The following is a 19,671-nucleotide window of genomic DNA, read 5'->3' as shown; positions in this document are numbered from 1 at the left end:
CTGCATGGGGACTGCGGGGTGCTGCGAGGGATTGGACAACCAATCATCCCATGATTCTATGATGGGCCCATGCGCGACGAGACCCAGACCCTGAGCCATGCCGAAAGGGCACCGCACACCGCGCGCGGTGCCACCCAGTCTCCGGTACCACGGCCCCCCGCCGCCTGGATCACCCGGCTCGTGGTCGTCGGACTCGTCCTCGCGGCCCTCAACCTCCGCCCCGCCATCACCAGCCTCGGCGCGCTCCTCGAAGAGGTCCGCGACGGCCTGCACATGAGCGGCAGCGTCGCCGGCGTGCTGACCTCCGTACCGCCGCTCTGCTTCGCGATCTTCGGCATCACCGCGCCCCGCCTCGCCCGGCGCTTCGGCCCGGCCGCCATCGTCTGCGCCGGCATGGCCGCGGTCTTCGCCGGCCTCGCCGTCCGCCCCTTCGCCGGTGGCACGGCAGGGTTCCTCGCCGCCAGCGCCCTCGCCCTGATGGGCATAGCCGTCAGCAACGTCCTGATGCCCGTCATCGTCAAGCGGTACTTCCCCGACCGCGTCGGCACCATGACCGGGCTCTACTCCATGGCCCTCGCACTGGGCACCTCGGTGGCCGCCGCCGCGACGGTCCCCATGACGCAGGCGCTGGGCGGGAGTTGGCGCACCGGCCTCGGCGTGTGGGCGATCCTCGCCGCCCTCGCCGTACTGCCCTGGATCGGACTCGTCCGCGACAGGGGCCCGCGCGCGGCCGACGGGTCCGCGCCCCGGGTCCCCGCGCAGAGCCCGGCCGCCGAGGCCCCCGCGGCCCAGGCCCCCGCGCAGGAGGCGCGCCCGTTCCGGATCACCCGGAGCCGCACCGCGTGGGCGCTCGGCTGCTTCTTCGGCCTCCAGGCCACCGGCGCCTACATCACCATGGGCTGGATGCCGCAGATCTTCCGCGACGCCGGGGTCTCCGCCGGCACAGCGGGGGTACTTCTCGCCGTCACCATGGTCATGGGCGTCCCGCTGGCCTTCGTCATCCCGCGTCTCGCCACCCGCATGAAGACCCAGGGCCCGATCGCCGTCGGACTCGCCCTGTGCGGCATCACCGGATACTCCGGCCTCTACTTCGCCCCCGCTGCCGGCGCCTGGGCGTGGGCCCTGCTGCTGGGCGTCTCCAACTGCGCCTTCCCCCTGGCCCTCACCATGATCGGGATGCGCTCGCGGACCGGCTCGGGCGTGGTCCGGCTCTCCGCCTTCGCCCAGAGCGTCGGCTACCTCATCTCCATCCCCGGCCCGCTGCTCGTGGGCGTCCTCTACCAGCACAGCGGCGGCTGGGGGCTGCCGCTCGCGCTCATGGCCGGGCTGATGGTGCCGCAGATGCTCGTCGGAACGCTCGCCGGACGGGACCGGACGATCGAGGACGAATGCTGAGGTGCGAGACTGGCTCCATGCCTGTGCTCGACCCGAACCCCCCGAACGGCCAGAAGAAGCTGCTCATCGTGCTCGGCGCGATGCTCGCGATCACGGTGATCATCGGAATCATCGCCTCCTTCGCCTCACCCTCGTGAGCCCGGGGGTGGGGTTTCCACCCCATCCCCTAGGGGGCCGGTATCAGGGTGAAGTGGGTGGATCACCGGATGGGCCCCAGACCCCGAGATCCGTACGTTGGAGGCCACGCGGAACACACCGCGCGAGACCCCGCAGACCTACGGAGGCGGCCATGCCGGCCCCCACGCACACCCGGCCCCGCTGCACGGCCGCCCGGGGCGTCGACATCCGGCTGCCGTGGTGGGCGGTCGCACTGCCCATGGCCGCCTTCGTGGTTCTCCTGCTGCTGATAGCCGTACCCGGCGAGGCACACGCCGCGGGCGGTGACCCGACGGTCGGCCGGATCCTCGAACAGATCCAGCGGACTCTCGCCCGTTGACCGGGTCTCGCAGACGGCCCGCCCGGGGCGTCACTCGTGCAGGCGGCGCCCTTCAACACCCTGCGCCCGATGGCACGTTTCATGCGAAGCTTGAGGGCATGAGCGTCGCTGAGCCTTCCGGGGGGACGACCCCCGGACCCTCCGAGTCCCGCAGGATCGTGCTTCTCCGGCATGCGAAGGCCGACTGGCCCCAGGTGTCCGACCACGAGAGGCCGCTCGCGGAGCGCGGCCGCATGGACGCCCCCGTGGCCGGCCGCAGGATCGCGGAGACCGGCATCACCTTCGATCTGGCGCTGTGTTCCACGGCCGTCAGGACCCGCGAAACCTGGAAGCTCGCCGTCCATGAGCTGCCACACCGCCCCCGCACGGTGTACGAGGAGCGGTTGTACGAGGCCTCGCTCGGCGACCTTCTCGCGCTGCTCACCGAGACCCCGGACGAGGTCGGCGACCTTCTGGTGATCGGCCACAACCCCGGCATGCACGCGCTCGCCGACGCCCTCGCCGGCCAGGCCGAGGGTGACGCGCTGGCCCGGATGACACGCAGCGGCTTCCCGACGGCGGCGTACGCGATCGTCGGCTTCAAGGGCTCGTGGAAGTCCGTGGAGCACGGCGTCGGCACCCTCGTCGACTACTGGGCGCCGCACGACTGATCCGCGTACCGCACACGGCCGAGGGCCCTGCACCGCGCCGGTGCAGGGCCCTCCGCCATGTGTTCCGTCTCCTCGCGCGCTCGCGTGCCGTCCGTACGAGGAGCGCGCCGCCGGGCGGGATCAGTCGAGGATGTCGTCGGCCGCCTCGACCTCTTCACGGGTGACGCCCAGCAGATAGAGCACGGTGTCCAGGAACGGCACGTTGACGGCGGTGTCCGCGGCCCTGCGGACCACCGGCTTGGCGTTGAAGGCCACGCCCAGCCCCGCAGCGTTGAGCATGTCCAGGTCATTGGCGCCGTCGCCGATCGCCACGGTCTGGGAGAGCGGCACGCCCGCCTCGGCGGCGAACCGGCGCAGCAGCCGGGCCTTGCCCGCCCGGTCGACGATCTCGCCGGTCACCCGGCCGGTGAGCTTCCCGTCCACGATCTCCAGCGTGTTGGCCGACGCGAAGTCGAGCCCGAGACGCTCCCGCAGATCGTCGGTGACCTGGGTGAACCCACCCGATACGACGCCGACTTGATAGCCGAGCCGCTTGAGCGTACGGATCAGGGTGCGGGCGCCGGGGGTCAGCCGGACCTCGGCCCGGACCTTGTCCACCACGGACGCGTCGAGGCCCGCGAGCAGCGCCACGCGCGCGTGCAGCGACTGCTCGAAGTCCAGCTCCCCGCGCATCGCGGCGGCCGTCACCTCGGCGACCTTGTCCTCGCAGCCGGCGTGCGCCGCGAACAGCTCGATGACCTCGTCCTGGATCAGCGTCGAGTCGACGTCCATGACGATCAGCCGCTGGGCCCTCCGGTGCAGCCCGGCCGACACGACCGCCACATCGACACCGATCTCGGCGGCCTCCGTGGCGAGCGCGGTCCGCAGGGGCTCGGTCTCGGTACCGGAAACGGCGAATTCGACGGCGGTCACGGGGTACTTCGCCAGCCGGAAGATACGGTCGATGTTGCCGCCGGTCGCGGTGATCCTGGCCGCTATGGCCGCCGTGGACTCCGCGGTCAGCGGGTGGCCCAGGACGGTGACATGGGAACGGCCGCTGCCGCGCGGCCGGTTGTCACCGGTGCCGGAGAGGATCTCGGCCTGCAGCTTGAGCGACTCGGCCCAGCTGTGCACGGTGGCCCGCAGCTCGCCCTCGGAGCTCACCGTCGGCTCCGTGACGAGCGCGCACAGGACGATGCGCCCCCGGGTGACGACCTGCTCGATGTCGACCACATCGACGGAGAAGGCGGCGAGGGTGTCGAAGAGCCCGGCGGTGATCCCGGGACGGTCCTTCCCGAAGATCTTGACGAGAAGGGTGGGAACGTCTGAGGTCTGCGATGCGCTCATGGTGCCTCCACCGTATCGGGCACGGCGTGCCACCAGCCTCCCCGTCCCGCGTACCGGACACTCGTTCGGCCCACCGGCGGACGGGCCCTTACGCCCCGCAGTCGCCGGACCACCCAGCGCGAACGCCGACCGCGAACGCTGACCCCCGAGCCCCTCCGCGATCTGCGAACGCCGACCGCGGGCCGGGTGCGAGCCCGCCCCGACCCCGGCTGCGAACCCGGGCGCGAGCCCGCCCGCGACCGCCCAGGGCCACCCCGACCCCCGACCCCCGACCCCCGACCCCCGACCCCGCCCCCGACCGCGAACCCGCGCCCCTCCGCGCCATCGCGGCGAGCACGCTCCCCGGACCGTTCGCAGATGCCCCACGTCGCCCGTTTCCTCCCCGCCAACAGGCAGCGCCGTCACGGCCTCTGCCGGGTCTTCACACCGCCCGACTTTCCGATCCGGGACCGGGCCTGAAATAGTTCCCCACGATGTTCGCCATCCCTAGACTCCCTGCGACGGGGGTAATTCGGGGGACAAGTAGTGGGGCATGGAGTGCCAGAACTCGTACTGGAATTGAACGGAAGGACCTGGACTCTCGATCCGTCCAGGTCATACACCCTCGGACGTGATCCGCAGGGCGACCTGGTGATCGACGACGCCAGGGTCTCGTGGCGCCACGCCACCATCGGCTGGGGCGGCCGGAGTTGGGTCATCGAGGACCACGGCTCCACCAACGGCACCTTCGTACAGGGCCAGCGGATCCACCAGATGGAAATCGGCCCCGGTGCGGCCGTGCACCTCGGCAACGCGACCGACGGTCCGCGGCTGAATCTCACCGGTGCGGCGGCGGGCGCGTACAGCGGCGCCCCGCAGGCGCAGCCGATGCAGGCGCAGGCCCATCAGGCCCCCGCCGCGCAGCCCCACCAGGCCCCCGCCGGCTGGCCCGGGCAGCAGCAGGCCCCGCAGGACTGGCAGCAGCAGCCCGCCGCCCAGGTCCCGCACCAGCAGGGCGGTCCCCAGGGGATTCCGGGCGCCGGCGGTGTCGCGGGGGCTCCACCGGTCTACGGCGACCGCAGCCCGACGACCTTCCACCAGCTCTCCCTCGGCCGGGTCATGCGCATCGGTCGTGCTCTCGAGAACGAACTGGTCGTCTCCGACCTCCAGGTCTCCCGTCTGCACGCCGAGTTCACCGCGACGCCCGACGGCCGCTTCCAGATCCGCGACCTCGGCTCGCACAACGGCACGTACGTCAACGGTCAGCCGATCGCCAAGTCCGGCACGGTCCTGATCGGCCCGAACGACATCGTCGGCGTCGGCCACTCGACGTTCCGGCTCGTCGGCGACCGTCTCGAGGAGTTCGTCGACACCGGCGAGGTCTCCTTCTCGGCCCGCCACCTGACCGTCACGGTCGACGGCGGCAAGCAGATCCTCAAGGACGTCTCCTTCGGCGTCCCCGAGAAGTCGCTGATCGGTGTCATCGGCCCGTCCGGCTCCGGAAAGTCCACCCTGCTCAAGGCGCTCACCGGCTACCGGCCCGCCAACCAGGGTGACGTCCTCTACGACAACCGCAGCCTCTACAAGCAGTTCGCCGAGCTGCGCCAGCGCATCGGTCTGGTCCCGCAGGACGACATCCTGCACAAGGAGCTGACCGTCCGCACCGCCCTCAAGTACGCGGCCAAGCTCCGCTTCCCCGGCGACACCGCCGAGGCCGAGCGCGAGGCCCGCATCGACGAGGTGCTGCGCGAGCTCAAGCTCGACATCCACAAGGAAAAGAAGATCACCTCGCTCTCGGGCGGCCAGCGCAAGCGCGTCTCGGTCGCCCTGGAGCTGCTCACCAAGCCCTCGCTGATCTTCCTGGACGAGCCCACCTCGGGCCTCGACCCCGGCATGGACCGCGATGTCATGCAGCTGCTGCGCGGCCTCGCCGACGACGGCCGCACGGTCCTCGTCGTCACCCACTCCGTGGCCGAGCTGGGGCTCTGCGACAAGCTGCTCGTCATGGCGCCCGGCGGCGCGGTGGCGTACTTCGGCCCGCCGGAGGAGGCGCTCAACTTCTTCGGCTACAGCACCTGGGCCGATGTCTTCTCCGCCTTCGAGAACTACCGCGACTACGACTGGGCGGGCCGCTGGAAGGGCTCGCAGCACTACCAGATGTACGCCGCGGACATCGACGCCGTCGCCGCGCAGTCCGTACAGATGCCGTCGCCGCAGGCCATGCGCCCGCCGAAGCCGCAGGGCTGGGGGTCCCAGCTCTGGACCCTGATGCGCCGCTACGCCTCGGTCATCGCGTCCGACAAGGGCTTCATGGGCCTGATGGTGATCCTGCCGGCCGTCCTCGGCCTGGTCTCGGTCGTCATCCCGGCCGACTTCGGCCTGGCCGCGCCCAAGCCGCCGTCCCGCTTCAACGGCGACGCCGGAACGATCATGCTGATCCTCGCGGTCGGCATGTGCTTCTCTGGCGCGGCGAACTCCGTACGAGAGCTGATCAAGGAACGGGTCATCTACGAGCGGGAGCGGGCCACCGGCCTGTCCCGGTCCGCGTACCTGATGTCCAAGGTCATCGTCCTCGGCGTGATCACCGCCATCCAGGGCGTCATCATCTGCGGCATCGGCTTCGCCACCCGCGAGCTGCCGGCGGAGGGCCTGATCATGCCTCCGGCCGTCGAGCTCTGCGTCACCATCACCGCGCTGGGCTTCACCTCGATGATGTTCGGCCTGGTCATCTCCTCGCTGGTGAAGACCGCCGAGAAGACCATGCCGCTGCTGGTGATGTTCGCGATCGTCCAGGTCGTCTTCACCGGCATCCTCTTCCAGGTGTACGGCTCGCCGGGCCTGGAGCAGTTCGCCTGGCTGATGCCGTCCCGCTGGGCCATCGCCGCCGCCGGCTCCACGCTGGACCTCGCGCACCTGATGCCGCCGTGGGACCACAAGGACCCGACCAACCTGGACCCGCTGTGGGACCACACGGCCGGCCAGTGGGGCTTCAACCTCACCGTCCTGGTGCTCATCGGAGTCGCCTGCGGTTTCGCCGTGGCACGGCTGCTGCGCCGCCACGAGCCCGAGGTCATGCGCAAGTAACGGTCACCGCACACGCGGACGCCGAAGGGCGGCACCCCAGCACGGGTGCCGCCCTTTCGGCGTTCTGCGCAGCGTCCGTCAGTAGGCGCTGTTGACGTTGTCCATCGAGCCGTAGCGGTCGGCCGCGTAGTTGCAGGCCGCGACGATGTTGGCGACCGGGTCGTACAGGTCGAACTTGGTGCCCTTGACGTGGTACGTGTTGAAGGTCGGCTGGATGACCTGCAGCAGGCCCTTCGAGGGGATGCCGTTGATGGCGTTGATGTCCCAGTTGTTGATGGCCCGGGGGTTACCGCTGGACTCCCGCATGATGTTGCGGTGGATGCCCTCGTAGGTGCCCGGGATGTTGTTCTTCTTCATGATGTCCAGCGCCTCGCGGATCCAGCCGTCGAGGTTGTTCGCGTAGACGGGCTTGCGGACGGCGGCGCGGCTGGCGGCGGCCTTGACGGCGGCACGCTTCTGCGCGTCGGCCTTCGCCTTGGCGGCAGCCTTGGCCTTCGCGGCAGCCTGGGCGGCGGCCTTGGCCTTCGCGGCGGCCTGGACCTTGGCGGCGGCCTCGGCGCGGGCCATGCGGCTCACGGCGTCGTGCTGCTGGGTCAGGCTCGTCTGGATCGAGTTCTGGACGCTGCCCGTGTTGGAGGCCCACGCCACCGGCATGGTGGCTATCGCCTCGGTCTCGGTCTCGGCCGAGGCGTTGCCCGGGACGAGGGAGAACGTGACGGCCGCGGCACCGATGGCGGCGACGCCGGCGATGGAAAGCTTGTGGCTCTTCTTCAGGCTGTTACCAGTGAACGCGGACATGCGGGAGTACCTCTTCGAATCGCGGGAGTCGCTCAGGCCGGTGGCGGCGCTGCGCCTTCTCGGCGGCGACGGATGCAATTCTTAGCGGCAGCAAAATGCCCTGGCAAAGGTGTGACGTACGAAGCCGGGTAGTGGATCAGGCCCTCCGGCGAGACCCCCCAAAAGGGGCGAGTGACCCGCCCATACAGCCTTGATCTACCCTTTACGTGCTTACTAGAGGGCTTCGTAAGTGACCTGCGTCCTATGCGCGGGCTCACATCGGGCGAGTAGCGACCTGACCAGCTGTTGCATCAGCAATGCGCAGAGTGAGGGCTCTCGTTCGGGAGGATGAGATGGACGTCCCCGAACTCGTGCCAGAGGTAGAGCCGCCTCAGCGCCTCGGTGTACGCACGCCCCAGAGCCTCCCGCCCGGCCAGCGCCTCCAGCATCAGAAGATGCGACGCCTCCGGCTCGTGCAGCCCGGTCAGCAGGCCGTCGACGGCCCGCACCCCACGCCCCGGCGTGACCACCAGCTCCGTCCACCCCGAGGCCGCCCGCACCACCCCGTCCGCCCCCGCCGCCGACTCCAGCGCCCGTACCGCCGTCGTCCCGACCGCGACGATTCGCCCGCCGCCCGCCCGGCCCGCGTTCACCAGCCGCGCCGTGGCCGCCGTCACCTCGAAGCGCTCCGGATACGGCGGCTCGTGCGCCTCCGCCGACGCCACCCCGGTGTGCAGCGTGATCGGCGCGAACTGAACACCCCGGCTCACCAGCTCGGTGACGAGGGGTGCCGTGAAGGGCCGCGCGGCGCTCGGCATCTCCGCCGAACCCGAGCCGTCGGGGCACGGCAGGGCGAAGACGGTCTGGTACGCGGCCAGCGGCTGGTCCCGCTCCGTATAGCGGTAGCGGATCGGCCGCCCGTACCGCGCCAGCAGCCCCGGCACACCGGTGGACACCACGGCCCACCACAGCCGCGCCCCGCCCGGCGCCAGAGGCCCCTCCAGTACGAGCTCCGCCCCGCCCGGCAGCCGCACGATCCCGCCGGGCGGCCCGCCGGCCCGCGGTCGCGTGCTGCCCCGCCCGTCCGGGGCGCGCAGCTCCACCGCCCAGCGTCCGTCGTCCCCGCGCGTCGAGAAGTGCACCACGACCGGGTCCCCGCCGAGCCGGCCGGTGACCGCCGCGGGCAGGGTGGACGACGTATTGACCACCAGCACGTCGCCCGCGCGCAGCTGGCCCGGCAGGTCGCGGAAGGCGTGGTGGGACACCGCGCTCCCGCGCGACACCATCAGACGGACGTCCTCGCGGCCCGCGCCCCGCACCTCGGCCGGCACCCGCGCCGAGAGCTCGTCCGGTACCCGCAGCGCCTCCAGCACGCTCACCGCCCCGCCTCCCTCACTCCGGCCGCGCCCGCAGGCGTCACCGGTTTGCCCCGGCCAGAGCGGGCGCCGCGTACCGCCCGCTCGCCGGCCGCCGCTCCAGCAACCGCAGGAAGCCGGGCACCACCGACTCCGGAGCCGGCCGCGGCTCGTCGTCGTCCGGCACCGCCGCCGCGTACAGGTCGGTCCCCATGTCGCCCGGGTCCACCGACCACACCCGCAGCAGCGGCTCCTCCACCGCCAGCACCGCCGCGAGATGGTCCAGCGCCGCCTTCGATGCCCCGTAGCCACCCCATGTCTCGTACGCCTCCGCCGCCGCGTCAGAGCTGACCGCGATCACCGACCCGGCCCCGCTCGCCCGCAGCAGCGGCAGCGCCTCCTGTACGAGCCCCAGAGCGGCGACCACATTGGTCTCGAGCGCCGCCCGCAGCCCCGCGAGGGGCAGCTCGTCCAGCCGCACCAGCGGCTCGGCGCCCAGCGCGCTGGCATTGCTCACCAGGAGATCCAGACCGCCGAGCCGGCGCGCCGCGGCCACCAGGGCAGCGCGGTGCGCGGCGTCCGTGACATCCCCGGCCACCGCCACGACCCGCGTCCCGTGGGCACGCGCCTTCCCGGCGCTCTCCTCCAGTACGTCCGCCGTCCTGGCGTCCAGCACCAGATCCCATCCCTGCCGGGCGAGCGCCACCCCGAGCGCCCGCCCCAGTCCCTTCGAAGCCCCCGTGATGACCGCGACTGGCATGACATCCATCCCCTCATCGACCGACGCCTCCAGCGTGTGACGCCCGGCACCGCCGCCGCCTCGTCCACGGGCCCCGGTCGGGGGACACACTTCGACCTAGGCCCTGCGCCCTAATCAACGGCCGTCCCGGGGCCGATACGGAGTGTCACAAGCCGCCGGTACCGTGAAGACATGAGTCATCGACCGAGCTCCGGCCTCGCCGCCGTGAGCACCGCGCTCCTGGCGATGAGCAGGCACCTCGAGGTGCGCGACGTCCTCAAGACGATCGTCGCCTCGGCCCGTGAACTGCTCGACGCCGAGTACGCGGCACTGGGCGTCCCCGACGACCACGGTGGCTTCGCCCAGTTCGTCGTCGACGGCGTCAGCGACGAGCAGTGGAAGGCCATCGGCCCGCTGCCCCGCCAGCACGGCATCCTCGCGGCGATGCTCCACGACGCCCAGGCCGAGCGCCTCGCCGATGTGCGCAAGGACCCCCGCTTCGAGGGCTGGCCCTCCGCCCACCCGGAGATGTCCGACTTCCTGGGCCTGCCCATCCGCGACGGCGACGAGACGATCGGCGCCCTCTTCCTCGCCAACAAGCGCTGCCCCAAGACCTCACGCACGCGCGAGGACGGCTGCGGCTTCACCGAGGAGGACGAGGAGCTCCTCGGCATCCTCGCCCAGCACGCCGCGATCGCCCTCACCAACGCCCGGCTGTACGAGCGGAGCCGGGAGCTCACCATCGCCGAGGAGCGCTCGCGCCTCGCCCACGAGCTGCACGACGCCGTCAGCCAGAAGCTGTTCTCGCTCCGCCTCACCGCCCAGGCCGCCGCCGCCCTCGTCGACCGCGACCCTGCCCGGGCCAAGGGCGAGCTCCAGCAGGTCGCCGAGCTCGCCGCCGAAGCCGCGGACGAGCTGCGCGCCGCCGTCGTCGAGCTGCGCCCCGCCGCCCTCGACGAGGACGGCCTGGTCAACACCCTGCGTACGCACATCCAGGTCCTGGACCGTGCCCACACCGCCCGTGTCACCTTCGACAGCCGCGGCATACGCGCCCTGCCCGCCGCCCAGGAGGAAGCCCTGCTCCGGGTCGCCCAGGAGGCGCTGCACAACGCGCTGCGCCACTCGGAGGCCGGCCTGGTGGCCGTCTCGCTGGTCCGCCGGGGCCAGGGCGCGCTGCTGAGCGTCACCGACGACGGCAAGGGGTTCGAGCCCCGCGCGGTCCGCCGGGCCGGGCGCCACCTCGGGCTGGTGTCGATGCGCCACCGGGCGGGCGGCGTGGGCGGCAGACTCACCGTGCAGTCGGCGCCCGGTCAGGGCACCACGATCGAGATGGAGGTCCCCGGTGGCTGATCCAGCGTCGTCAGCGTCGTCAGCGTCGTCGACGAAAGCCGGCATCCGCGTCCTGCTGGTCGACGACCACCAGGTGGTCCGCCGCGGCCTGCGCACCTTCCTGGAGGTCCAGGACGACATCGAGGTGGTGGGGGAGGCCGCCGACGGCGCCGACGGAGTCGCCCGCGCCGAGGAGCTGCGCCCCGACGTCGTACTGATGGACGTCAAGATGCCCGGCATGGACGGCATCGAGGCCCTGCGCAAGCTGCGCGAGCTGGCCAACCCCGCGAAGGTGCTGATCGTCACCAGCTTCACCGAGCAGCGCACCGTCGTCCCGGCCCTGCGCGCGGGTGCGGCCGGATACGTATACAAGGACGTTGATCCGGACGCGCTGGCCGACGCCATCCGCTCCGTTCACGCCGGTCATGTGCTGCTCCAGCCGGAGGTGGCCGGCGCGCTGCTCTCCCAGGACGACGGCCACAGCGGCACGGGCCGCGGCGGCACGCTCACCGAACGGGAGCGCGAAGTCCTCGGCCTGATCGCCGACGGACGTTCGAACCGGGAGATCGCCCGGGCGCTGGTCCTCTCGGAGAAGACCGTCAAGACGCATGTCTCCAACATCCTGATGAAGCTCGACCTCGCCGACCGCACACAGGCCGCGCTCTGGGCCGTCCGACATGGGATGACGAACTGAACGGACGGCCGCGCACCGGTCCGACCAGATGGTTGCACGCCGATCCGAGATTCATACCGTCGTGTGTATGTCACCCACTTGGCGCATCCTGCGCGCCGCCCGGCCGTTCTTCATGGCGTGCCGCGGCGATTGGTCGCGGCGATGACCAGGAGGATCCTGAAGTGAAGAACCTGAAGAAGGCCGCTGCCGTAGCCATGATCGCCGGTGGCATCGTCGCCGCCGGTGCGGGCGCCGCCTCCGCCGACGCGGACGCGAACGGCCAGGCCCTCAACTCGCCGGGTGCCGTCTCCGGCAACCTGGTGCAGGCCCCGATCCACGTCCCCGTGAACGCCACGGGCAACAGCGTGAACGTGATCGGCGCCCTGAACCCGACCTTCGGGAACGCGAGCTCCAACCACTGAGCACCTGACTGTCCCGACCGGCCCCCCCCACTCCCCGGGGGGCCGGTCGCGCGTGTGCGCTCACGCGTCCCGGCCCGCACCCCTCACCGCTCCCGCTCCTCCACATATGCGTTGTACGCCGCCACCTGCGCGCGCCGCGCGACCCGCTCCACCGGGCGCAGGGCCTCCCCTCGCGCCGCCATCTCCGACGCGCTGACCGCGCCGCCATGACCGTGGTCGTACGCCAGCGAGATCAGCAGGGCCACCCGCTGGGCCAGCTCCAGTACCCGTACCGCCCGTGGCGGATACCCCGGAGCCAGCACCTCGCGGCCCGCCTCGGCCCTCGCCCGGTACGCGTCCCGCGCCGCGTCGGCCACCGGCCCCGACCCCGCCACGTCGAGCCGGGTCAGCGCCGCCGTCGCGTCCCGCAGTGCCTCCGCCAGCTCCCGCTCGGCCTCCCCCAGGGACGGCACGTCCGCCGGCGGAGCCTCCCGTACCGGCAGACACCGCCAGACGACCTCCACATGCACATCGCCGCGCGGTCCCGCCTCGGAGACCTCCGGCACCAGCCCGTACGGCGCGCCGAACCCGACGACCGCCTCCTGCGCCTCCAGCGCCGCCGCGTTGAAGTCCGCCGGCCCGCTGAGACCCAGCGGATGCCCCGGCGCGGGCAGCGCGACCCGGTACCCGGTGATCCCGAGCCTCCGCAGCCGCCCCAGCGCAAGCGTCAGACCGACCGGCGCGGCCTCGCCAGGCAGCCCCTCCACGCGGTGCACCGCGTCCTCACCGACGATCGCGAACGCGGCGTCATCAGGTGATACAAATCCGGCCAACAGGGCATTTCCCCAAGCGGCCAACCGTCCTGAGCGTGGTTCAGAGAGCATGGACCCAGCCTAGGCACCTGCCCACGCACCGGCCCCCTCCACCAGTGGCGTAGGTTTTCCCTGGGAGCTGCGCCCACAGGCGCACGCGACAACGACTCGACCGCAAGGGGAGACAACGCGCTCATGAGCGATGTACTGGAGCTGGTGGACGTATCCGTGGTCCGCGACGGACGCGCTCTGGTGGACGATGTCTCCTGGTCGGTCAAGGAAGGTGAGCGCTGGGTCATCCTCGGGCCCAACGGCGCCGGCAAGACCACCCTCCTCAACATCGCGTCCAGCTACCTCTTCCCCACCAGCGGCACGTCCAAGGTCCTCGGCGAGCAGCTCGGCAAGGTCGACGTCTTCGAACTCCGTCCGCGCATCGGCATGGCCGGCATCGCCATGGCCGAGAAGCTGCCCAAGCGCCAGACCGTCCTGCAGACCGTCCTCACCGCCGCGTACGGCATGACCGCCACCTGGCACGAGGACTACGAGGCCGTCGACGAGCAGCGCGCCCGCGCCTTCCTCGACCGGCTCGGCATGACCGACTACGTCGACCGCAAGTTCGGCACGCTCTCCGAGGGCGAGCGCAAGCGGACCCTCATCGCCCGCGCCATGATGACCGACCCCGAGCTCCTCCTCCTCGACGAGCCCGCCGCCGGTCTCGACCTCGGCGGCCGCGAGGACCTGGTCCGCCGTCTCGGCCGTCTCGCCCGCGACCCGTACGCCCCCTCCATGATCATGGTCACGCACCATGTCGAGGAGATCGCCCCGGGCTTCACCCACGTCCTGATGATCCGTCAGGGCAAGGTGCTGGCGGCGGGCCCCATGGAGACCGAGCTCACCTCCCGCAACCTGTCCCTCTGCTTCGGCCTGCCGCTCGTCGTCGAGCACGTCGGCGAGCGCTACACCGCCCAGGGGCTCCCGCTCGGCTGATCCGCCGGAGCCTCCCGCCGGACCCACCGTGCCCTGTCCGGGAACCGGCCCGCCGCCTACCATGACGATGTGGACATCGACGCGTGGGTGTGGTGGCTGATCGGCGCGGTGGGACTCGGCATCCCGCTCGTCCTGACCGCGATGCCCGAGCTCGGCATGCTCTCCGTCGGCGCCATCGCCGGAGCAGTCACCGCCGCACTCGGATTCGGCATGGTGACGCAGGTGGTGGTCTTCGCCGCGGTCTCCGTGGCCCTCATCGCCGTCGTCCGCCCCATCGCGGCCCGGCACCGCGACGGACGCCCCCAACTCGCCACCGGCATCGACGCCCTGAGGGGCCGTCAAGCCGTCGTACTGGAACGGGTGGACGGCAGCGGTGGCCGGATCAAGCTCGCCGGCGAGGTCTGGTCGGCCCGCACCCTGGACTCCACGCAGGCCTTCGAACCGGGCCAGCAGGTCGACGTCGTGGAGATCGACGGGGCCACCGCCGTCGTCATGTGACCGAACGGCACACACGAGGGCCCGCGGTCTGGAAAACTCGATGATCAGAATCAACCGGTAGCGAAGGGCTCGGGGAACACGATGCCATCAGTCATCATCGTCCTGATCATTCTGGTGGTGCTTGTCTTCATCGCACTGATCAAGACGATCCAGGTCATCCCGCAGGCGAGCGCCGCGATCGTGGAGCGCTTCGGCCGCTACACCCGCACCCTCAACGCGGGCCTGAACATCGTCGTCCCGTTCATCGACTCGATCCGCAACCGCATCGACCTGCGCGAACAGGTCGTCCCGTTCCCGCCCCAGCCGGTGATCACCCAGGACAACCTGGTGGTCAACATCGACACGGTCATCTACTACCAGGTGACCGACGCCCGGGCCGCGACCTACGAAGTCGCCAGCTACATCCAGGCGATCGAGCAGCTCACCGTCACCACCCTGCGCAACATCATCGGTGGCATGGACCTGGAGCGGACCCTCACCTCCCGCGAGGAGATCAACGCGGCGCTGCGCGGCGTCCTCGACGAGGCCACTGGCAAGTGGGGCATCCGCGTCAACCGCGTCGAGCTCAAGGCGATCGAGCCGCCGACCTCCATCCAGGACTCGATGGAGAAGCAGATGCGCGCCGACCGTGACAAGCGCGCGGCGATCCTCACCGCCGAAGGCATCCGCCAGTCGCAGATCCTCACCGCCGAAGGTGAGAAGCAGTCCGCGATCCTGCGCGCCGAGGGTGAGGCCAAGGCCGCCGCCCTGCGCGCCGAGGGCGAGGCCCAGGCCGTGCGTACGGTCTTCGAAGCCATCCACGCGGGTGACCCCGACCAGAAACTGCTGTCCTACCAGTACCTCCAGATGCTCCCGAAGATCGCCGAGGGCGACGCCAACAAGCTCTGGATCGTGCCCAGCGAGATCGGCGACGCCCTCAAGGGCCTCTCCGGTGCCTTCGGGAACCTCGGCGGGGGAGCGCCCGGATTCAACACCGGCGGCAACGGCGGCAAGCCCGGCACCGAGCGCCGCGAGGAACCTCCGGTCGACTGACCGCAGTCGACTGCGCCGTACAACGCTCGTGCATGATCAGTGAGGCCCCCCGACCTCCATGGCGGGGAGGCGTCTCACTGATTGTGTAAGGAGATGGCTTTGTCCATCTGGGAAGCACTCGCAGTCTTCGCCGCCGGCATCGGCGCCGGCACCATCAACACGATCGTCGGCTCGGGCACCCTCATCACCTTCCCCGTGCTCCTGGCCACCGGCCTCCCGCCGATCACCGCGAACGTGTCCAACGCACTCGGCCTGGTCCCCGGATCCATCAGCGGAGCCATCGGCTACCGCCGCGAACTGCGCGGCCAGCGAGCGCGCGTACTCCGCCTCGGCGGCATCGCCCTCCTCGGCGGCCTCCTCGGCGCGATCCTGCTCATCGCCCTGCCGTCCGACGCCTTCGACGCGATCGTCCCCGTACTGATCGGCCTCGCGCTCGTCCTCGTCCTGCTCCAGCCCCGCCTCGCCGCCGTCGTCGCACGCCGCCGCGAGGCCACCGGAAACGAAGCACATCCCGACGGCGGCTTCGCGCTCCTCCTCGGACTCTTCGTCGCCAGCGCGTACGGCGGCTACTTCGGCGCCGCCCAAGGGGTGCTCTACCTCTCCCTGATGGGCCTGCTCCTCAACGACAGCCTGCAGCGGATCAACGCCGTGAAGAACATCCTCGGCGCCGTCGTCAACGGCGTCGCCGCCGTGTTCTTCCTCTTCGTCGCCGAGTTCGACTGGACCGCCGTGCTGCTCATCGCCGTCGGCTCCACCCTCGGCGGCCAGATCGGCGCCAAGGTCGGCCGCCGCCTCCCGCCCACCGTCCTGCGCGGGGTGATCATCGCCGTCGGCATCGTCGCGATCCTCCAGCTCACCCTCAAGTAGGCCGACACCGCCGGACACCGGCCGGCGGGACGACAAGAGCCCGTCCTCCACGAGGACGGGCTCTTCACACACCCGAAGACCGGAGACCCGGCTACGGGACCTACGCGGCCGGAGCAGCGCCCGAAGCCAGCCACTCGGGCAGCGCCGACCGGTCACCGGCCGCCAACGACAACAGCATCGCGTCCGCCGGAGACGGCACGAACGGCTGCCTCAGCAACGGCATCCCCGCCTGCTCGGGCGTACGGTCGGCCTTCCGGTGATTGTCCTCGGCACACGACGCGACCGTGTTCAGCCAGCTGTCCGCACCACCCTGCGCCCGGGGCACCACATGGTCCACCGTCGTCGCACGCCTCCCGCAGTACGCGCACCGGTGCTGGTCCCTGACCAGCACACCCCGCCTCGACCACGGCGCCTGTCTTCGGAAGGGCACCCGTACATAGCGGCAGAGCCTGATCACCCGCGGCACCGGAAGTTCGACGGCGGCCGCACGCACGCGAAGAGCCGGGTGAGCCTGCTCGACGACGGCCTTGTCCGTCAGGACAAGCACCACCGCACGGTTGAGTGTGACCGTCGAAAGCGGCTCGAAGCTCGCGTTCAGAACCAGCGTGTCCCGCATTGTGCCCACCTCCCGTGTGCCGGCCCAGCCCTGTTCCAGGGCTTCGGGCTTGGACCAACTCTGGCCGGGCGCGCCGCGTTGGACAACGCAATATCTGTGCTCCGCCGGGGTCACCCCCGGACGTCCAGAAATAAAAGATGCCCGCTTCTGATCTCTCCAAGACCAGAAGCGGGCAAACAACGAACGAACGCTCAGCGGCCCGAGGGGCCCTCGTACTCACCGATCAGCTGGGCACGCCCGAGCGTGTGGAACCGCAGATTGAAGCCCACCGCCGCGGGCGACGCATCCGCGTCCGGCCCGAGCTTCTCGGTGTCCACCGCGTACACGGTGAAGACGTACCGGTGGTTCTCACCGGCCGGCGGCGCGGCGCCACCGAAGTCCTTCGACCCGTAGTCGTTGCGGGCGTGCACCGCGCCCTTCGGCAGCCCCTCGAACCTGCCACTGCCCGCACCCGCCGGCAGCTCCGTGACCGACGCCGGAATGTCGAACAGCACCCAGTGCCAGAAACCGCTGCCGGTCGGCGCGTCCGGGTCGAAACACGTCACGGCGAAGCTCTTGGTCTTCGCGGGGAAGCCCTCCCAGCGCAGCTGCGGCGACATGTTGCCCTTCGCGTGCACCTGCGCGTCCTTCAGTACCGCCCCCGGTTCGATGTCGTCGCTCACCACTGTGAACGACGGCACCTGCGGGTGGAAGTCATGAGGGAGCGGCGCCCTCTTGCCCTCGGCCACGTCTGAACCTCCGAAATCGCCTGTCCTGGCTTGCCGAACCGAGCCTAGAGCCAGTTGCGGCGACCACCGACGTCGGCGAGCCACTGGTTCAGGTACGCCGCCCAGTCGGTCGTGTGGAAGTCGTTGAGACCCACCTTGAAGGAACGGAACGAGTCGCTGCCCTCGCTGAACAGACCCGGCTTCTTGTCCATCTCCAGGACGACGTCCATCTCACGGTCGTCCGCGACGAAGCTGACCTCGACCTGGTTCAGCCCCCGGTACTGCTGCGGCGGGAAGAACTCGATCTCCTGGTAGAACGGCAGCCGCTGACGCGTGCCCCGGATGTGCCCGCGCTCCATGTCCGCGCTCTTGAAGCGGAAGCCCAGCTGGATGAAGGCGTCCAGGATGGCCTGCTGCGCCGGCAGCGGATGCACGTTGATGGGGTCCAGGTCGCCCGAGTCCACGGCCCGCGCGATCTCCAGCTCCGTGGTCACGCCGATGTGCATGCCGTGCAGCCGCTGCCCGGCGATGGTGGTGACAGGCGTCTCCCACGGAATCTCGAGCCCGAACGGCACCACGTGCACCGCACCCGGCTGCACCACGAAAGCGCCCCCGAGGCGGACCTTGGTGAACTCGATGTCCTGCTTGACCTCCTGCTCACCGCCCTCTACCTCGACCCGCGCCTGCAGACCGACCGAAAGCCCTTCGATCTGCTGCTCGACCGAGCCGCCCTGGATCCGCACCTCGCCCTGGACGACGCCACCGGGAACGACGTTCTCCTCGGTGAGCACCGTCTCGACGGACGCCCCACCGGCACCCAGGCTCGCGAGCAGCTTCTTGAACCCCATGTCCACTCCTTCTTGGTCTTGACCCCTACATACGCGCGACGACCGTAGCCGGTTCCCCAGTACCCTCGGACGCCATGATCGAGAGCTCCGACCGTACGCCGCTTCCGCGGGCCTTCTTCGACCGCCCCGTACTGGAGGTGGCGCCCGACCTCCTCGGCCGCACCCTCGTACGCAGAACGAGCGAAGGCACGATCGAGCTCCGCCTCACCGAGGTCGAGGCATACGCGGGCGATCTCGACCCCGGCTCCCACGCCTTCCGAGGCCGCACGCCGCGCAACGCGGTCATGTTCGGTCCGCCCGGACACGCGTACGTCTACTTCACCTACGGCATGTGGCACTGCCTGAACCTGGTGTGCGGCCCCGAGGGAAGGGCAAGCGGAGTCCTGCTGCGGGCCGGGGAGATCCAGGCGGGCGCGGACCTCGCCCGCACCCGTCGTATCTCGGCCCGCAACGACAAGGAACTGGCCAAAGGCCCGGCCCGGCTCGCCACCGCCCTCGACGTGGACCGCGTCCTCAACGGCACGGACACCTGCGCCGGCCCCGACTCCCCCCTGTCCGTCCTTACGGGCACCCCGCCCCCCGCTGACCAGGTCCGCAACGGCCCCCGCACGGGAGTGGGCGGCGACGGCGCCCCCCACCCCTGGCGTTACTGGATCGACGGCGACCCCACAGTGAGCCCCTATCGGGCCCATGTCCCTCGCAGGAGGGCAACTTGACTCGACCTCCGAGGCCGCCTAACGTAGCCCGAGCCGCTTGAGACGGGTCATGCTGTTCAGCAGCCCTGAAGCGGCCATCCACTACCAACGACGAACCCCAACGGGTGCGGATTTCGGCATGCCGGAATTCAATCCGGGAGACTCGATTATGAGTCGCCAGGGAAATCGGCTAACGTAGTGAACACGCCGAAAGGGAGCCGAAAAGCAACCAGAAGGCAAAAGGCCCCCAACGGCCACCGGAAACAGAATCCCGACCGGAAACGGAACGGAAAACGGATCTGGTAAGGTTGGAAACACGAAATACCGAAGGGAAGCCCGGAGGAAAGCCCGCGAGGGTGAGTACAAAGGAAGCGTCCGTTCCTTGAGAACTCAACAGCGTGCCAA

General features: G+C 70.6%; 21 protein-coding genes. 13 read left to right on the top strand and 8 right to left on the bottom strand.

The genetic code is table 11. The annotated features are described in order from the left end of the window. Positions 1 to 69: 69 nt before the first annotated feature. The 4 genes from ACZ5VC_RS00105 to ACZ5VC_RS00090 all read left to right on the top strand — a co-directional run bounded on the left by ACZ5VC_RS00105 (position 70) and on the right by ACZ5VC_RS00090 (position 2,541). Entirely contained in the window at positions 70 to 1,395 is a 1,326-nt protein-coding gene (locus ACZ5VC_RS00105; RefSeq protein ID WP_469117877.1) for a CynX/NimT family MFS transporter, read from the top strand. A 17-nt stretch (positions 1,396 to 1,412) separates the two neighbouring features. Then, positions 1,413 to 1,532 carry an SGM_5486 family transporter-associated protein gene (locus tag ACZ5VC_RS00100; protein WP_468714767.1) on the top strand — a complete coding sequence of 40 codons (120 nt, stop codon included), beginning with the start codon at positions 1,413 to 1,415 and terminating at the stop codon, positions 1,530 to 1,532. 152 nt (positions 1,533 to 1,684) lie between these two features. Then, positions 1,685 to 1,891 (top strand): hypothetical protein, encoded by a 207-nt coding sequence (locus ACZ5VC_RS00095; protein WP_469117876.1) that lies wholly within the window; start codon positions 1,685 to 1,687, stop codon positions 1,889 to 1,891. Positions 1,892 to 1,989: 98 nt separating this feature from the next. Continuing rightward, complete coding sequence (locus ACZ5VC_RS00090) at positions 1,990 to 2,541, top strand: SixA phosphatase family protein (RefSeq protein ID WP_469117875.1); 552 nt, start codon at positions 1,990 to 1,992, stop codon at positions 2,539 to 2,541. 120 nt (positions 2,542 to 2,661) lie between these two features. Here ACZ5VC_RS00090 and serB read toward each other — a convergent pair whose 3' ends face one another. Further along, positions 2,662 to 3,867, bottom strand: coding sequence for a phosphoserine phosphatase SerB (serB, locus tag ACZ5VC_RS00085; RefSeq protein WP_469117874.1), 1,206 nt, complete (start codon positions 3,865 to 3,867; stop codon positions 2,662 to 2,664). Positions 3,868 to 4,392: 525 nt separating this feature from the next. On the opposite strand from serB, the gene ACZ5VC_RS00080 reads away from it, so the two are divergent. Continuing rightward, complete coding sequence (locus ACZ5VC_RS00080; protein ID WP_469117873.1) at positions 4,393 to 6,930, top strand: ABC transporter ATP-binding protein/permease; 2,538 nt, start codon at positions 4,393 to 4,395, stop codon at positions 6,928 to 6,930. 78 nt (positions 6,931 to 7,008) lie between these two features. Here ACZ5VC_RS00080 and ACZ5VC_RS00075 read toward each other — a convergent pair whose 3' ends face one another. From ACZ5VC_RS00075 to ACZ5VC_RS00065, 3 genes are all read right to left on the bottom strand, one after another. Next, positions 7,009 to 7,728 carry a transglycosylase SLT domain-containing protein gene (locus ACZ5VC_RS00075; protein WP_469117872.1) on the bottom strand — a complete coding sequence of 240 codons (720 nt, stop codon included), beginning with the start codon at positions 7,726 to 7,728 and terminating at the stop codon, positions 7,009 to 7,011. 290 nt (positions 7,729 to 8,018) lie between these two features. Then, positions 8,019 to 9,086, bottom strand: coding sequence for an S-adenosylmethionine:tRNA ribosyltransferase-isomerase (locus ACZ5VC_RS00070; protein ID WP_469117871.1), 1,068 nt, complete (start codon positions 9,084 to 9,086; stop codon positions 8,019 to 8,021). A gap of 37 nt (positions 9,087 to 9,123) precedes the next feature. Further along, positions 9,124 to 9,822, bottom strand: coding sequence for an SDR family NAD(P)-dependent oxidoreductase (locus ACZ5VC_RS00065; protein ID WP_469117870.1), 699 nt, complete (start codon positions 9,820 to 9,822; stop codon positions 9,124 to 9,126). Between the two features lie 171 nt (positions 9,823 to 9,993). On the opposite strand from ACZ5VC_RS00065, the gene ACZ5VC_RS00060 reads away from it, so the two are divergent. The 3 genes from ACZ5VC_RS00060 to ACZ5VC_RS00050 all read left to right on the top strand — a co-directional run bounded on the left by ACZ5VC_RS00060 (position 9,994) and on the right by ACZ5VC_RS00050 (position 12,225). After that, a complete protein-coding gene (locus tag ACZ5VC_RS00060; protein WP_469117869.1) occupies positions 9,994 to 11,151 on the top strand; it encodes a GAF domain-containing sensor histidine kinase in 1,158 nt (385 codons plus the stop codon). Beyond that, positions 11,144 to 11,824 (top strand): response regulator, encoded by a 681-nt coding sequence (locus ACZ5VC_RS00055; RefSeq protein ID WP_469117868.1) that lies wholly within the window; start codon positions 11,144 to 11,146, stop codon positions 11,822 to 11,824. Before ACZ5VC_RS00060 ends, ACZ5VC_RS00055 begins: the two co-directional genes overlap by 8 nt. Before the next feature lie 161 nt (positions 11,825 to 11,985). After that, positions 11,986 to 12,225: a chaplin gene (locus ACZ5VC_RS00050; protein WP_469117867.1), complete on the top strand. Its 240-nt coding sequence runs from the start codon at positions 11,986 to 11,988 to the stop codon at positions 12,223 to 12,225. Between the two features lie 83 nt (positions 12,226 to 12,308). Here ACZ5VC_RS00050 and ACZ5VC_RS00045 read toward each other — a convergent pair whose 3' ends face one another. Continuing rightward, positions 12,309 to 13,088: a hypothetical protein gene (locus ACZ5VC_RS00045; RefSeq protein ID WP_469117866.1), complete on the bottom strand. Its 780-nt coding sequence runs from the start codon at positions 13,086 to 13,088 to the stop codon at positions 12,309 to 12,311. A gap of 123 nt (positions 13,089 to 13,211) precedes the next feature. On the opposite strand from ACZ5VC_RS00045, the gene ACZ5VC_RS00040 reads away from it, so the two are divergent. The 4 genes from ACZ5VC_RS00040 to ACZ5VC_RS00025 all read left to right on the top strand — a co-directional run bounded on the left by ACZ5VC_RS00040 (position 13,212) and on the right by ACZ5VC_RS00025 (position 16,400). Next, on the top strand, positions 13,212 to 14,003 hold the full coding sequence (locus ACZ5VC_RS00040; RefSeq protein ID WP_469117865.1) for an ABC transporter ATP-binding protein: 792 nt from the start codon (positions 13,212 to 13,214) through the stop codon (positions 14,001 to 14,003). A gap of 69 nt (positions 14,004 to 14,072) precedes the next feature. After that, complete coding sequence (locus tag ACZ5VC_RS00035) at positions 14,073 to 14,501, top strand: NfeD family protein (protein WP_469117864.1); 429 nt, start codon at positions 14,073 to 14,075, stop codon at positions 14,499 to 14,501. Positions 14,502 to 14,582: 81 nt separating this feature from the next. Next, positions 14,583 to 15,533, top strand: coding sequence for an SPFH domain-containing protein (locus tag ACZ5VC_RS00030; RefSeq protein ID WP_469117863.1), 951 nt, complete (start codon positions 14,583 to 14,585; stop codon positions 15,531 to 15,533). Positions 15,534 to 15,626: 93 nt separating this feature from the next. Next, positions 15,627 to 16,400 carry a sulfite exporter TauE/SafE family protein gene (locus ACZ5VC_RS00025; protein WP_469117862.1) on the top strand — a complete coding sequence of 258 codons (774 nt, stop codon included), beginning with the start codon at positions 15,627 to 15,629 and terminating at the stop codon, positions 16,398 to 16,400. A gap of 100 nt (positions 16,401 to 16,500) precedes the next feature. Here the strand turns inward: ACZ5VC_RS00025 and ACZ5VC_RS00020 are convergent, their stop codons facing one another. From ACZ5VC_RS00020 to ACZ5VC_RS00010, 3 genes are all read right to left on the bottom strand, one after another. Beyond that, positions 16,501 to 17,016, bottom strand: a complete 516-nt coding sequence (locus tag ACZ5VC_RS00020; RefSeq protein ID WP_469117861.1) for an HNH endonuclease — start codon at positions 17,014 to 17,016, stop codon at positions 16,501 to 16,503. Between the two features lie 191 nt (positions 17,017 to 17,207). Then, entirely contained in the window at positions 17,208 to 17,744 is a 537-nt protein-coding gene (locus ACZ5VC_RS00015) for a YbhB/YbcL family Raf kinase inhibitor-like protein (RefSeq protein WP_469117860.1), read from the bottom strand. A gap of 44 nt (positions 17,745 to 17,788) precedes the next feature. Then, the gene (locus ACZ5VC_RS00010) at positions 17,789 to 18,571 is read right to left on the bottom strand and encodes a sporulation protein (protein WP_469117859.1); all 783 of its coding nucleotides are present in this window, start codon (positions 18,569 to 18,571) and stop codon (positions 17,789 to 17,791) included. Between the two features lie 74 nt (positions 18,572 to 18,645). On the opposite strand from ACZ5VC_RS00010, the gene ACZ5VC_RS00005 reads away from it, so the two are divergent. Further along, the gene (locus tag ACZ5VC_RS00005; RefSeq protein WP_469117858.1) at positions 18,646 to 19,287 is read left to right on the top strand and encodes a DNA-3-methyladenine glycosylase; all 642 of its coding nucleotides are present in this window, start codon (positions 18,646 to 18,648) and stop codon (positions 19,285 to 19,287) included. Positions 19,288 to 19,671 lie beyond the last annotated feature (384 nt).

This window comes from Streptomyces sp. NPDC033174 (genome assembly GCF_055577795.1).
This window is presented reverse-complemented; position numbering and strand designations above follow the sequence as displayed.